Consider the following 13,897-nt stretch of genomic DNA (forward strand, 5'->3'; position numbering starts at 1 on the left):
GTCGGTGGCGTGGTGTGCAATGGAACGCGTGCCCGTGCTCGATGAACCACTCCAAGAACCGCTGAAGAAGTCGCTCGGACCCGCCACCGCCAAGGTGCTGGCCGATCATCTCGACCTGCATACGGTCGGGGACCTGCTGCATCACTATCCCCGCAGGTACGAGGAGCGTGGGCAGCTGACCCGGCTCGCGGAGCTCCCGCTCGACGAGGACGTCACGGTGGTGGCGCAGGTCGCGGACGCCCGTGTGCACACGTTCAACGGCGGTCGGGGAAAGCGCCTGGAGATCACCATCACGGACGGCAGCGGCCGGCTCCAGTTGGTGTTCTTCGGCCGTGGTGTCCACCGCCCGCAGAAGGAACTGCTGCCCGGGAGCCGGGCGATGTTCGCCGGTCGCGTCTCCGTCTTCAACCGCAAGCTGCAACTGGCCCATCCCAGCTACGCCAAGCTGGGCGGCGACCCCGATGCCGATGCGGTGGGCGCTGCCGAGAGCGCGGACGTCGACTCCTGGGCGGGTGCGCTCATTCCGATCTATCCCGCCTGCAAGGGGATGGAGTCCTGGAAGATCGCCAAGGCGGTCGACGCCGTCTTGCCGCGCGCTCAGGACGCGGTCGACCCGCTGCCGCCGGCCCTGCGGGATGGACGGGGATTCGTCCCGTTGCCCGAGGCATTGCTGAAGATCCATCGACCGCAGACCAAGGCGGACATCGAGTCCGCCAAGCAGCGGCTGAAGTGGGACGAGGCGTTCGTCCTCCAAGTGGCCCTGGCCAGGCGCCGGTTCGCGGACACCCAATTGCCGGCGGTGGCGCGCAGACCCACCCCCGGCGGTCTGCTGGACGCGTTCGACGCCCGGCTGCCCTTCACCCTCACCGACGGCCAGCGCAAGGTCACCCAGGAGATCTTCGACGACCTGGCCACCGAGCACCCGATGCACCGACTGCTCCAGGGCGAGGTCGGTTCCGGGAAGACCCTGGTGGCGCTGCGGGCCATGCTGACCGTGGTGGACGCAGGAGGCCAGGCGGCGATGCTCGCCCCGACCGAAGTCCTCGCCCAACAGCACCATCGATCGATCGTGGAGATGATGGGCGACCTCGCCGAGGGCGGGATGCTCGGTGGGGCGGAGCACGCCACCAAGGTGGTGCTGCTGACGGGTTCCATGGGGGCCGCCGCCCGCCGCGGGGCACTGCTCGACCTGGTCAGCGGGGATGCCGGCCTGGTCATCGGCACCCATGCCCTGATCGAGGACAAGGTGCACTTCGCGGAGCTGGGACTGGTCGTCGTGGACGAACAGCACCGCTTCGGGGTGGAGCAGCGGGACGCCCTGCGCGCCAAGGGGAACTCCCAGGGAGAGAAGCGCATCCCGCATCTGCTGGTCATGACGGCCACGCCCATTCCCCGTACGGTCGCCATGACCGTCTTCGGCGATCTGGAGACCTCGGTCCTGGACCAGTTGCCCGCCGGCCGTTCGCCCATCGCCAGCCATGTCGTACCGGCCCAGGACAAGCCGCACTTCCTGGCCCGGGCGTGGGAGCGGGTGCGCGAGGAGGTGGAGAAGGGGCACCAGGCGTACGTGGTCTGCCCGCGCATCGGCGACGAGGAGGACGACAAGGCGGGCAAGGCCGGCAAGAAGTCCGCCGAGGACGAGGCGGAGAAGCGCCCGCCCCTGGCCGTCCTCGACATCGCCGAGCAGTTGCGCCGCGGGCCGCTGGAAGGGCTGCGCATCGAGGTGCTGCACGGGCGGATGCCACCGGACGACAAGGACGAGGTGATGCGCCGCTTCGCCGCCGGAGCGGTGGACGTCCTGGTGGCCACGACGGTCATCGAGGTGGGGGTGAACGTGCCCAATGCCACCGCCATGGTGATCATGGACGCCGACCGGTTCGGCGTCTCCCAGCTCCACCAGCTCCGGGGCCGGGTCGGTCGGGGCTCAGCCCCCGGGCTCTGTCTGCTGGTCACCGAGATGCCGGAGGCGGCTCCGGCCCGGGCCAGGCTCGCAGCGGTCGCCGCCACGTTGGACGGCTTCGAGCTCTCCCGCATCGACCTGGAACAGCGCAGGGAGGGCGATGTGCTGGGCCAGGCGCAGTCCGGGGTCCGATCCTCGCTGCGGATGCTGACGGTCATCGACGACGAGGAGATCATCGCCGCGGCACGGGAAGAGGCCGTCTCCGTGGTCCGGGCCGACCCCGAGCTCACCTCACTGCCCGGGCTGCGCACCGCCCTGGACGCCCTTTTGGACAAGGAGCGCGAGCGGTACCTCGACAAGGGCTGAGAGACTGGCCCGAAAGGGCCGGGCCGACGTCCTGGGGCGATCGTTCCGCGACGGGTGTCGTGCACGGCCCATCGACGACGACCCCTGTGTAAGGACCGAGATGACCCGCGTGATCGCCGGCACGGCCGGCGGACGCCGCCTCGCCGTCCCGCCCGGCACCGGCACCCGCCCGACGTCCGACCGCGCTCGCGAGGGACTGTTCTCCAGTTGGGAGTCCTTTCTCGGTTCGTTCGACGGGGTGCGGGTCGCCGACCTCTACGCGGGCTCCGGCGCGGTCGGCCTGGAGGCGCTGTCCCGGGGGGCGTCCCATGCGCTCCTGGTGGAGGCCGACGCCCGGGCCGCCCGCACGGTCCGGGAGAACGTCAAGGCACTGGCACTGCCGGGCGCCGAGGTCCGCACCGGCCGGGCCGAGCAGATCGTGACGGGACCGACCCCCGAAGTGCCCTACGACCTGGTCTTTCTCGACCCGCCGTACGCCGTCAGTGACGATGATCTTCGGGAGATCCTGATCACACTCCGCACTCAGGGGTGGCTCACTGACGATGCGCTGGTCACCGTGGAACGCAGCACCAGAGGTGGGCCCTTCAGTTGGCCGACTGGCTTCGCACCACTGAGGGCCCGTCGCTACGGCGAGGGAACCCTTTGGTACGGTCACGCCGCCTCTGTCAGCACAGAGGCTTCCACCTGCGAAAACGCCCCATGACCGGACCGGAGAGCGAGGGACTTCCAGTGCGCCGCGCAGTCTGTCCGGGGTCATTCGACCCCATCACCAACGGACACCTCGACATCATCGCCCGTGCCACCAGGCTGTACGACGTCGTACATGTCGCCGTGATGATCAACCAGTCCAAGCAGGGACTCTTCACCGTCGACGAGCGGATGGATCTGATCCGCGAGGTGACGAACGAGTACGGAAACGTATCTGTTGAGTCCCACCACGGCCTGTTGGTCGACTTCTGCAAGGAGCGGGACATCCCCGCGATCGTCAAGGGGCTGCGGGCGGTCAGCGACTTCGACTACGAACTACAGATGGCCCAGATGAACAATGGCCTCTCTGGTGTTGAGACCCTCTTCGTCCCCACCAACCCCACCTACAGCTTCCTCTCCTCCAGTCTGGTCAAGGAGGTCGCCGCCTGGGGCGGCGATGTCTCCCATCTCCTGCCTCCGGTCGTGCACGAGGCTCTGAGCAGGCGTCTTGCCGAGCGCCGCGAAGGAAAGTGACTCACTGCACCCGGAGGGGAGCCCCGCACCTGTCCACTGAGCAGTCCGTCGACCGTCGTCCGTCGCTGTCTGTGGTGTCCGTGTCGCCGTACAGTCTTCCCGTCCGTCTCGTGTGAGCCGGACGCAGCTCAGGCGTACCAGTGCAGAGAGTGGCGAACCACGGTGGACGTGCAGAAGAAGCTCGATGACATCGTCGAGGCGATCGGGAGCGCGCGATCGCTGCCCATGTCGGCGTCCTGCGTGGTCAACCGCGCCGACCTGCTCAGCCGGCTCGAAGAGGTGCGCCAGGCCCTGCCCGGCTCCCTCGCCCAGGCCCGCGAGCTGATCGGGGACCGCGAGCAGCTGGTTGCCCAGGCCCGCCGCGAGGCCGAGCGGATCATCGAGAGCGCCCATGCCGAACGCGGTTCGCTGATCTCGGACACCCTGGTGGCCCGCCAGTCCAAGGACGAAGCCGAGCGCATCCTCGCCCAGGCCCGAGAGGAGGCCGACGAGATCCGGGCGGAAGCCGACGAGTACGTCGACTCCAAGCTCGCCAACTTCGAGGTGGTGCTGAGCAAGACCATTGGGTCGGTCGACCGCGGCCGGGAGAAGCTGCTCGGCTGGCGCCCCGGTGCCGATGCCCCTGACCCCGCGGGTCACCAGGGCAGGGAGGCCGCGGCCGGTACGGACACCATGAACGCAGCGGACATGGTGTACGCCGTGGACGCCCACTCCGATCCCCAGCGCCCCTCCGATGCGCCCGGCCGCGCCGTGGGCCCGGCCGCTCTCGTCCAGCAGGCCGACGCCTATGTGGACGCCAAGCTCAGGGCCTTCGAAACCGTTCTCACCAAGACCCTTGAAGCCGTGGGCCGGGGCCGGAGCAAGATCCACGGTCCGGCCGTGGACGGTTCGCTGGGCGACCACATGGCCGCCCAGGACGCCGCCGCCGTCACCCAGCACAACGGCGACACCAGCGACGCCGACTACCTCGCCGGTCTCGCAGAGCTGGCCGAGAACGAGACCGGGCTGTCCAGCAGGGCCCGTCACCCCCGCCCCGCCCCTGCCCCCGCGTTGAACCCGCCGCTCCCGCCGATCCCGAGCGCACCCGAGCGACCCCGCTACGAACCCGACACTGCTTTCGCCGTCCCCGGCGCGGGCGCCCAACCGTCCCCGGCCCGCCCGTGGGACGAGCCCGGTGCGCCGTACGAGCCCGCGGCGCCCGCCGCCCACGAACCCTGGCCGCAGCAGTCCCCGGGGTGGGCGCCTGGCGCCCACCCCACCGAAACGGGCGCGTCGACCCCCAACCAGGTGGACCCCGCCGCCGGTCGGACCCCGCACCAGCGGGCGTACGGCGACCAGGCCGCCGACCCCCTCGCCGGGTACCAGCCGCAGATCCCGCGCGATCCCTATCCGTCCGCCGAGCCCGGCGCACACCAGGCCCGGCAGGCTCGCCCGCAGGCCGGCGCCCTGGACGAGACCAGCCTCTTCGACACCGGCATGATCGACCTCGACCAGCTCCGCCCGTACGACGAAGGTCGCTGAATCCGCTCCCTCCACGGGACCGGATTGGGTTCAGCGCGGTCGGTGAAGTATCCTGGCTCTTCGGTCGCACAGGTTTGGCGATCTCGGCTGCCCGCTTCTTCCCAGATGTCTTCGACTCGGGTCCTTCGACTCGAATCGAGGCTCCCCGAAGAATTCGGACCAGTCCCTCCCTCACAGCTGAAAGCAGGAAAAGCCCTGAACGCCCGCCTCGACCACCGCAACCCCCTCGTGTTCGATACGCACGAGCTGGGCCGGCGTCCCGGCGCGCTCCAGCGGCTGTCCCGCTCGATCCCCGCGCCGAAGGACCTCGGCGTGGAGGGAGTCGTCGGAGTGCCGGAAGGCGCGTCCGTAGAGCTTGACCTCCGCCTTGAGTCGGTCATGGATGGTGTGCTCGTCACAGGCACCGCCCGTGCATCCGCCCAGGGGGAGTGCGTAAGGTGTCTGGAGCCGCTGCGCCTCGATGTCGTGGCGGACTTCCAGGAGATGTTCACGTACCCCGACGCCGACGACCGGAGCCATGGCCGTGCCGTGGAACCGGGCGACGACGCCGAGGGCGAGGACGTCCTCTACCTCAAGGACGGACTGTTCGACCTTGAGCCCGTGCTGCGTGACGCGGTAGTGCTCGCACTGCCCATGCAGCCGGTGTGTCGGGATGATTGTGCCGGTCTGTGCGTTGAGTGCGGGATCAGGCTTGACGACGACCCGGAGCACCATCACGACGCCGTCGACATTCGTTGGGCGGCACTGCAAGGACTCGCCGAAACCATCACGGACGGCGAGAAGGACAACATGGGCGGCGCCGATGCGGGCGTCGACGAGAAGCAGGAGAAGTAGCCGTGGCTGTTCCGAAGCGGAAGATGTCGCGCAGCAACACGCGCCACCGCCGGTCGCAGTGGAAGGCTGCGGTCCCCGTCCTGGTTTCGTGTGAGCGTTGCCAGGAGCCGAAGCTGCAGCACATCGCGTGCCCCAGCTGTGGCACCTACAACAAGCGCCAGGTCCTCGCGGTCTGAGCGGCTGGTGAGAGGCCCGATGTCTGAGCTGTCCAATGCCAAGAAGCAGGCAGACACCATCAACACAGCCTCGTCCCACACGCTTCTGGAAGGGCGGCTCGGCTATCGGCTGGAGTCCGCCCTTCTAGTGCGTGCACTGACCCACCGCTCGTACGCCTACGAGAACGGCGGCCTGCCCACCAATGAGCGGCTGGAGTTCCTCGGCGACTCGGTGCTGGGCCTGGTGGTCACCGACACCCTCTATCGCATCCACCCCGACCTGCCGGAAGGCCAGCTGGCGAAGCTGCGGGCCGCGGTGGTCAACTCGCGTGCGCTGGCAGGCGTCGGCCGCGGTCTTGACCTCGGGGCGTTCATCCGGCTCGGCCGGGGCGAAGAGGGCACAGGTGGCCGGGACAAGGCGTCCATCCTTGCCGACACCCTAGAAGCGGTGATCGGTGCGGTCTATCTCGACCAGGGGCTCGAAGCCGCGTCGGAGCTGGTGCACCGACTCTTCGACCCGCTGATCGAAGAGTCCTCGAACCTCGGTGCCGGCCTGGACTGGAAGACCAGTCTCCAGGAGCTCACTGCGGCCGAGGGGCTCGGGGTGCCGGAGTACCTCGTCTCTGAGACGGGGCCGGACCACGAGAAGACCTTCACTGCTGCTGCCCGCGTCGGTGGTGTCTCGTACGGCACCGGCACCGGCCGCAGCAAGAAGGAGGCGGAGCAGCAGGCTGCTGAATCCGCTTGGCGGGAGATCCGCGCCGCAGCTGATCAGCGCCTCGCCGATCAGAAGGCCGGAAGCACGCCACCCGTGGGAGGTGAAGGCCCTCAGGCCGACACCGGTGAAGCGGACGACTCGTCCGCCGAGCCCACGGGACCGGCTGATCCCGCGTCCTCCACGGACACCGACCGGGCGACGGCCTGACCCGTCACACCACGGTCGTTCGAGACCCCTCGCGCCTTAGGGAGCGAGGGGTCTCGGCGTCTTTCACCTGGCATTGAGCGGTACGCTGCGCACATCAGCAGTGAGCGTCCCCCGTGGTCGTGAGCATGTCCCGAAGGAGCCCCGTGCCCGAGCTGCCCGAGGTAGAAGTCGTACGCCGCGGACTACAGCGCTGGGTCAGCGGACGCACGATCGCCGAGGTGCGAGTTCTCCACCCACGGGCGGTGCGGCGCCATCTCGCGGGTGCCGAAGACTTTGCGTCGCAGCTCAAGGGACACAGTGTGGGGATCGCGCGGCGACGCGGCAAATACCTCTGGCTGCCCCTGGCCGACACCGATTCCTCCGTGCTCGGTCATCTCGGCATGAGCGGGCAGCTGCTGGTCCAGCCCGAGGACGCGGCGGACGAAAAGCACCTGAGGATACGGATCCGCTTCGCGGACACCCTCGGCACGGAACTCCGCTTCGTCGACCAGCGCACCTTCGGTGGACTCTCCCTCCACGACAACACCCCCGACGGCCTGCCCGATGTCATCGCACACATCGCCCGTGACCCCCTCGATCCGGCGTTCGACGACGATGCCTTCCTCGCCGCACTCAAGCTGCGCCGCACCACCGTGAAACGGGCCCTTCTCGACCAGTCCTTGATCAGCGGAGTCGGCAACATCTACGCCGATGAGGCGCTGTGGCGGGCACGGTTGCACTACGAGCGGCCGACCGCCGGCATCAGCAGGGCCCGCTCGACCGAGTTGCTCGGCCATGTCCGGGACGTGATGAACGCGGCCCTGGCGGTCGGGGGCACGAGCTTCGACAGCCTCTACGTCAATGTGAACGGCGAATCCGGCTACTTCGACCGGTCCCTCGATGCGTATGGCCGGGAGGATCTGCCCTGCCGGCGCTGTGGGACCGCGATGCGTCGTCGGCCGTGGATGAATCGCTCCAGCTACTTCTGCCCCCGCTGCCAGCGCCCGCCGAGGCCCGTCCGCCCGGCGGTGTGAACCGCGCCCGTCCACTCACCTCGGCTCTGCGCGGAGAACGAACCTCCAGCGGGGCGCGGTCGGAAGGCGGCACAGCGCGCCGAAAGCCCCTCACGAGGTGTGAAGGGCTCAGGGACGAAAGCGGTCCCTGGGTGAGGGGACGCGGGGTACGGGAGGGTTCGGGCTCAGAAGCCGAAGTTCTGGGTCCACCACGGGCCGCCGTCGCCCATGTGGACGCCGACACCCAGTCGGGTGTAGTCGCAGTTCAGGATGTTCGCCCGGTGGCCGTCGCTGTTCATCCAGGAGTTCATCACCGCACCGGCGTCGGCCTGCCCGCGGGCGATGTTCTCGCCGCCCAACTTCGGGACGCCCGCCTGCTCGGCGCGGTCCCAAGGGGAATCGCCGTCCGGGTCGGTGTGGTCGAAGAAGCCGCGCGTGGCCATGTCCGTGCTGAAGTCCCCCGCGAGCTTCGCCAGCGCAGGATCGGAGCGCAGCGGTTGGCAGCCGACCTTGGCCCGCTCCTCGTTCACCAGTGCAAGCACCTCGGACTCGACCGCGGCCTCCGCGGATGGGGAAGGACTGCTCGGTGTCGGCACCGGCGCCGGACGGGTCGCCGAGCGGTCGGACTCCCGCTGCTTCGGCCGGGTGGGTGTTGCGGGCCGCTCCTTCTCCTTCGTGCGCTCCGGAGCCTTGGTCTGCTCGGTCGGCTTGGTCGAAGGTTTCCGCGGGGGTGTGGCCGAGGGGGTCGTCGACGGCGTCCGCGGGGTGGCGGACGGCGATTGTGACGCGCTCTCCGTCGGGGTGGCCCCGGCTCCCGAGTCGCCCTGCGTCTGCCATTCCGCCGAGGCGTCGGCACGCACCTGACCGCCGGAGTCACGATCGCCCACGGTGAAGACGTCGCCGCCCGGCAGCAGGCCGGATGCCACGGCCGCGGCACCCACCGCCATGGCAGCGGAGGCGCCGAGCAGCCCAGTGCGCACGGGCCTCGTACCCGTACGCGCGGCGGAGCGTCGATGGCGTCCCATTCTGCGATGCCTTCCTCGTTGAACGACGTGTTCGATGGTGGGGAGACCCTGCCCAATACCGGTCTAGATACCGGTGGACAGTGGAGACGCTCCCCCGAACGGGTGACCGTCATTGCGACCGGACTGTACGCCATGAGAGGTCGATGAGAAGTGCTTCGCAAGCAATTCAGCGATTACCGTGCAGTCATGAATGATGCGGCACGGCTCACCGCTTGGGTACGCGGTCGAGTACAGGGAGTAGGGTTTCGCTGGTTCACCAGGGCAAATGCTCTGGAAATCGGTGGGCTCAGTGGTTTCGCCCTCAATCTCGACGACGGCAGGGTGCAGATCGTCGCTGAGGGGCCGCGTGAGAATTGCCACCGTCTCCTGGACTGGCTCCTGTCCGACGACACACCCGGACGTGTGGACGGAGTCACTGAGATCTGGGACACGCCCCGCGGTGGCTATGACGGCTTCGCGATCCGCTGAACCGGTGCCATTCCCGGGCTCTCGCGATGGACTCCAGCGAGGGGGCGGGGGGCGGCCAAAGGAGAAAACAGGCTGGTGGTTGCCTTATGGGGGTGCTCGTGCCAGGCTGCCCGGGTAAGGAAGATCTCCACGCCCCCAGGGCCCCGGAGCGGACAGTGCGCCGGCCGTCGCCGTGCCGCCAGTCCCCGGGTCTGCCCGGTCCGCGGGCTGTGATCGTGTTGACCGTCAAACTTTTTGGTGAGACTCTGGAATCCCCGCGCACCTTAGCTGTTTGGCAGTAAGAAACGCAGCGAGATCGGTACTACAGAGCACTGTCGAGCACCGCGGGTGCGAATCCCTCACGACCCACACCGCATCGGTCGGTCACTCATTGTGGAGGACCATCCATCATGGCAAAGGCGCTTCTCGGTTACGTCGGCGGTTCCGACCCGCGACTCCTCGCCGAGATGCGACGGCTTCAGCAGCGCGTTCAAGATCTTGAATCCGAGCTGGTAAGGATTCAGACCGAGAACGACGCACTCAGCGCTGCCGTCGCTCAGCACCCCGGAGAGTCGCTGCTTGACGGCATCGACATCGACGTACCCCGGGCGGAGCCCGCGCTCACCTGAGCGGGCGTTCGCTGGAGAATCATCGCGCAAGATGTGCAAGGGACGCCCTCGGCGTCCCTTCTTTCTTTCCCCCAAGCCGTCCCCAAGCCTTTGAGCCTTCCCTCTCACGTCAGATCTGCCCCTCACCTTCCTCGGTGAAACCGAACCGAGCGGGCGATGACAGGCCCGAGGGGGTATCTTCCCGACGCTCCGGACGAATCGAAAGGTAGAGTCCGGATGTGTGCACCTCAAGGCCATGACCCTGCGCGGTTTCAAATCCTTCGCGTCCGCGACCACTCTGCGGTTCGAGCCAGGCATCACCTGTGTCGTGGGCCCGAACGGTTCTGGCAAGTCCAATGTGGTCGACGCGCTTTCCTGGGTGATGGGTGAGCAGGGAGCGAAATCACTGCGTGGCGGGAAGATGGAGGACGTCATCTTCGCCGGCACCACGGGCCGGCCGCCGCTCGGTCGGGCCGAGGTGTCCCTCACGATCGACAATTCCGACCGCGCATTGCCCATTGACTATGCCGAAGTCACCCTTACGCGGATTATGTTCCGCCACGGTGGCAGCGAGTATCAGATCAATGGGGATACCTGCCGTCTTCTCGACATTCAGGAACTGCTCTCCGATTCCGGTATTGGTCGGGAGATGCACGTGATCGTCGGGCAAGGTCAACTCGACTCCGTACTGCATGCCGACCCGATGGGGCGCCGGGCCTTTATCGAGGAAGCGGCAGGAGTGCTCAAACACCGCAAGCGCAAGGAAAAGGCGCTGAGGAAACTCGATGCCATGCGGGCGAACCTCGCCCGGGTGCAGGACCTCACCGATGAACTGCGCCGTCAGCTCAAGCCCTTGGGCCGCCAAGCGGCGGTCGCCCGGCGGGCCGCGGTGATCCAAGCCGATCTGCGCGATGCCCGGCTGCGGCTGCTCGCGGACGATCTCGTGGCGCTGCGGGACGCGCTGAGCTCAGAGATCGCGGACGAGGCAGCGCTCAAGGAACGCAAGGACGGGGCGGAGGCCGAACTCAAGGCCGCACTCGCCCGTGAGGCGGACCTGGAGAACGAGGTGAGGCGGCTCGCCCCGAGGCTCCAGCGGGCGCAGCAGGGCTGGTACGAGCTCTCGCAGCTCGCCGAGCGGGTGCGCGGCACGGTCTCCCTCGCCGATGCTCGGGTCACCAGCGCGAGTGCCCCACCGGTGGACGAACGGCGCGGCCGGGACCCGGAGGACATGGAACGCGAAGCGGCAAGGATTCGCGAACAGGAAGCAGAACTGTCCGCCGCCCTGGAAGCGGCGGAGCACGCGCTTGAGGACACCGTCTCCCACCGCGCCGAACTGGAGCGCGAACTGGTCGCTGAAGAGCGCCGTCTCAAGGACGCCGCCCGGGCCATCGCCGACCACCGCGAGGGCCTGGCGCGACTGCACGGCCAGGTGAACGCAGCCCGCAGCAGGGCATCGGCTGCCCAGTCGGAGATCGACCGGCTGACCACGGCCCGGGACGAGGCCCAGGAGCGGGCGATCGTCGCCCAGGAGGAGTACGAGAGCCTCAGGTCGGAAGTTGACGACCTGGCAGCGGGTGACGACGAACTCTCCCAGCGCCATGACACCGCCCGCGCGGAACTCGCCGCTGCGGATGCCGCACTGAGTACGGCCCGGGACGAACTCACCGCCGCCGAACGGGAACGCGCGGCCGTCACCGCACGTCGTGAGGCACTCGCCCTCGGACTGCGGCGCAAGGACGGCACCGGCGCCCTCCTGGCGGCGAAGGGCCAGCTGAGCGGATTGCTCGGCCCTGCTTCCGAACTGCTCACCGTCTCCCCGGGCCATGAGGTGGCGGTGGCGGCTGCCCTCGGCGCCGCCGCGGACGCCGTGGCCGTCACCAACCCGACCACCGCCGCCGAGGCCCTGCGCCTGCTGCGCAAGACGGATGCCGGACGGGCGGCCATCGTCCTCGGCGGCGCCCCCGAGCCCGACGCCGGCCGGGACCGAGGAATCCCCACCCCGTACGGCCATGAGCCGACCGGTGCGGACCGCAGCGGTGGACCCGTACGGTCCGGGGGATCGCACGGGGACGAAGGCGACGGAAGGGCACCCGTCCGGGCCGTGGATCTCGTACGCGGCCCAGAAGAGCTGATGCCAGCGGTCCGTCGACTGCTGCGCGACACCGTCGTCGTCGAGTCCCTGGCAGAGGCCGAGGATCTGATCCGGGCCCGCCCCCAGCTCACCGCCGTGACCGCTGAAGGCGATGTGTTCGGTGCGCACTTCGCCCAGGGCGGGTCCGCCGGGGCGCCGAGCCTGCTGGAGGTGCAGGCGTCCGTCGACGAAGCGGATGCTGAGCTGCGCGAACTGGAGCTGCGCTGCGCCGGGCTGGTCACGGCGCAGCAGCGGGCCGTGGAACGTCGTGGCGCGTGCGCGTCGCTGGTGGACGAACTGGGCGAGCGCCGACGGGCCGCCGAACGCGAGAAGTCCGCGGTCTCGGGCCGGCTGGGGACCCTCGCCGGCCAGGCGCGTGCCGCCGCGGGCGAGGCGGAACGGACCGTCGCCGCCGTGGCCAGGGCCGAGGAGGCGTTGGAGCGGTCACGGACCGAAGCCGCAGAACTCTCCGAACGCCTGCTCGTGGCGCAGGAGAGCGCGCCCTTCGGCCAGGACGACTCCGAGCCCGACACCCATCGACGCGACCGGCTCGCCGCGGACGGTGCCAACGCGCGCCAGACCGAGATGGAAGCCCGTCTCCAACTGCGTACCCACGAGGAACGGGTCAAGGGGCTCGCCGGGCGGGCCGATGCACTCGACCGGGGGGCCCGTGTGGAGCGTGAGGCGAGGGCCAGGGCCGAGCAGCGGCGCAATCGGATGCGCCACGAGGCTTCCGTGGCCGCGGCCGTTGCGGCAGGTGCCCGCCAGGTGCTCGCCCACGCCGAGGTCTCTTTGGTGCGGGTGGAGAGGGAGCGGGTCGCCGCCGAGGGGGCGAAGGCGGAGCGCGAGCGCGAGTTGACCGCCGCCCGCACCCGGGGGCGTGAACTCAAGGGCGAACTCGACAAGCTCACCGACTCCGTCCACCGCGGCGAGGTACTCGGAGCCGAGAAGCGGCTGCGGATCGAGCAGTTGGAGACCCGGGCGCTGGAGGAGCTGGGGGTGGAGCCGGCAGGGCTGATCGCCGAGTACGGCCCGGACCAGCCCGTACCGCCTTCCCTGCCCGCCGACGGGGAGGAACTGCCTGATGACCCCGAGCACCCGCGCCACCAGGCGAGGCCCTTCGTCCGGGGGGAACAGGAGAAGCGCCTGAAGTCGGCGGAGCGGGCCTATCAACAGCTCGGCAAGGTGAACCCGCTCGCCCTGGAGGAGTTCTCCGCGCTGGAGGAGCGCCACCAGTTCCTCTCCGAGCAGCTCGAAGACCTCAAGAAGACCCGCACCGACCTCCTCCAGGTGGTGAAGGAGGTCGACGAGCGCGTCGAACAGGTCTTCAGCGAGGCGTTCAGGGACACTGCCCGGGAGTTCGAAGGTGTGTTCTCACGGCTGTTCCCCGGCGGTGAGGGGCGGTTGATCCTCACCGACCCCGACAACATGCTCACCTCCGGGGTGGATGTGGAAGCCAGGCCACCGGGCAAGAAGGTCAAGCGGCTTTCCCTGCTCTCCGGCGGGGAGCGCTCACTGACCGCGGTGGCGATGCTGGTGTCCATCTTCAAGGCCCGGCCGAGCCCCTTCTACGTCATGGACGAGGTCGAGGCCGCACTCGACGACACCAACCTCCAGCGACTGATCCGGATCATGCAGGAGCTCCAGGAGTCCTCGCAGCTCATCGTGATCACTCACCAGAAGCGGACGATGGAGGTCGCGGACGCGTTGTACGGGGTCTCCATGCAGGGCGACGGCGTCTCCAAGGTCATCAGCCAGCGGCTGCGCTGATC

General features: G+C 69.0%; 12 protein-coding genes. 11 read left to right on the forward strand and 1 reads right to left on the reverse strand.

The features are described from left to right. The first annotated feature begins 19 nt into the window (after window positions 1–19). From recG to mutM, 8 genes are all read left to right on the forward strand, one after another. Entirely contained in the window at window positions 20–2,266 is a 2,247-nt protein-coding gene (gene recG / locus OID54_RS27305) for an ATP-dependent DNA helicase RecG (RefSeq protein ID WP_329023699.1), read from the forward strand. Window positions 2,267–2,366: 100 nt separating this feature from the next. Further along, window positions 2,367–2,969: a 16S rRNA (guanine(966)-N(2))-methyltransferase RsmD gene (gene rsmD / locus OID54_RS27310; RefSeq protein ID WP_329023701.1), complete on the forward strand. Its 603-nt coding sequence runs from the start codon at window positions 2,367–2,369 to the stop codon at window positions 2,967–2,969. A 26-nt stretch (window positions 2,970–2,995) separates the two neighbouring features. Then, window positions 2,996–3,487 (forward strand): pantetheine-phosphate adenylyltransferase, encoded by a 492-nt coding sequence (gene coaD, locus OID54_RS27315; RefSeq protein ID WP_329023703.1) that lies wholly within the window; start codon window positions 2,996–2,998, stop codon window positions 3,485–3,487. Window positions 3,488–3,649: 162 nt separating this feature from the next. Beyond that, the gene (locus OID54_RS27320; protein ID WP_329023705.1) at window positions 3,650–5,008 is read left to right on the forward strand and encodes a cell division initiation protein; all 1,359 of its coding nucleotides are present in this window, start codon (window positions 3,650–3,652) and stop codon (window positions 5,006–5,008) included. Window positions 5,009–5,236: 228 nt separating this feature from the next. Continuing rightward, the gene (locus OID54_RS27325; protein WP_329023707.1) at window positions 5,237–5,842 is read left to right on the forward strand and encodes a YceD family protein; all 606 of its coding nucleotides are present in this window, start codon (window positions 5,237–5,239) and stop codon (window positions 5,840–5,842) included. A gap of 2 nt (window positions 5,843–5,844) precedes the next feature. Continuing rightward, window positions 5,845–6,018 (forward strand): 50S ribosomal protein L32, encoded by a 174-nt coding sequence (gene rpmF / locus OID54_RS27330; RefSeq protein ID WP_250923301.1) that lies wholly within the window; start codon window positions 5,845–5,847, stop codon window positions 6,016–6,018. A gap of 19 nt (window positions 6,019–6,037) precedes the next feature. Next, the gene (rnc, locus tag OID54_RS27335; protein WP_329023709.1) at window positions 6,038–6,922 is read left to right on the forward strand and encodes a ribonuclease III; all 885 of its coding nucleotides are present in this window, start codon (window positions 6,038–6,040) and stop codon (window positions 6,920–6,922) included. Between the two features lie 143 nt (window positions 6,923–7,065). Further along, window positions 7,066–7,935 (forward strand): bifunctional DNA-formamidopyrimidine glycosylase/DNA-(apurinic or apyrimidinic site) lyase, encoded by an 870-nt coding sequence (gene mutM, locus OID54_RS27340; RefSeq protein WP_329023711.1) that lies wholly within the window; start codon window positions 7,066–7,068, stop codon window positions 7,933–7,935. A gap of 164 nt (window positions 7,936–8,099) precedes the next feature. Here mutM and OID54_RS27345 read toward each other — a convergent pair whose 3' ends face one another. After that, on the reverse strand, window positions 8,100–8,939 hold the full coding sequence (locus OID54_RS27345; RefSeq protein WP_329023713.1) for a CAP domain-containing protein: 840 nt from the start codon (window positions 8,937–8,939) through the stop codon (window positions 8,100–8,102). Between the two features lie 186 nt (window positions 8,940–9,125). On the opposite strand from OID54_RS27345, the gene OID54_RS27350 reads away from it, so the two are divergent. From OID54_RS27350 to OID54_RS27360, 3 genes are all read left to right on the forward strand, one after another. Then, on the forward strand, window positions 9,126–9,407 hold the full coding sequence (locus OID54_RS27350; protein ID WP_329023715.1) for an acylphosphatase: 282 nt from the start codon (window positions 9,126–9,128) through the stop codon (window positions 9,405–9,407). A 389-nt stretch (window positions 9,408–9,796) separates the two neighbouring features. After that, a complete protein-coding gene (locus tag OID54_RS27355; RefSeq protein ID WP_329023716.1) occupies window positions 9,797–10,015 on the forward strand; it encodes a hypothetical protein in 219 nt (72 codons plus the stop codon). A 220-nt stretch (window positions 10,016–10,235) separates the two neighbouring features. Continuing rightward, window positions 10,236–13,895, forward strand: a complete 3,660-nt coding sequence (locus tag OID54_RS27360) for an AAA family ATPase (protein ID WP_329023718.1) — start codon at window positions 10,236–10,238, stop codon at window positions 13,893–13,895. Window positions 13,896–13,897 lie beyond the last annotated feature (2 nt).

Origin of the sequence: Streptomyces sp. NBC_00690, assembly GCF_036226685.1 — a bacterium.
Taxonomy (GTDB): Bacteria; Actinomycetota; Actinomycetes; order Streptomycetales; family Streptomycetaceae; genus Streptomyces.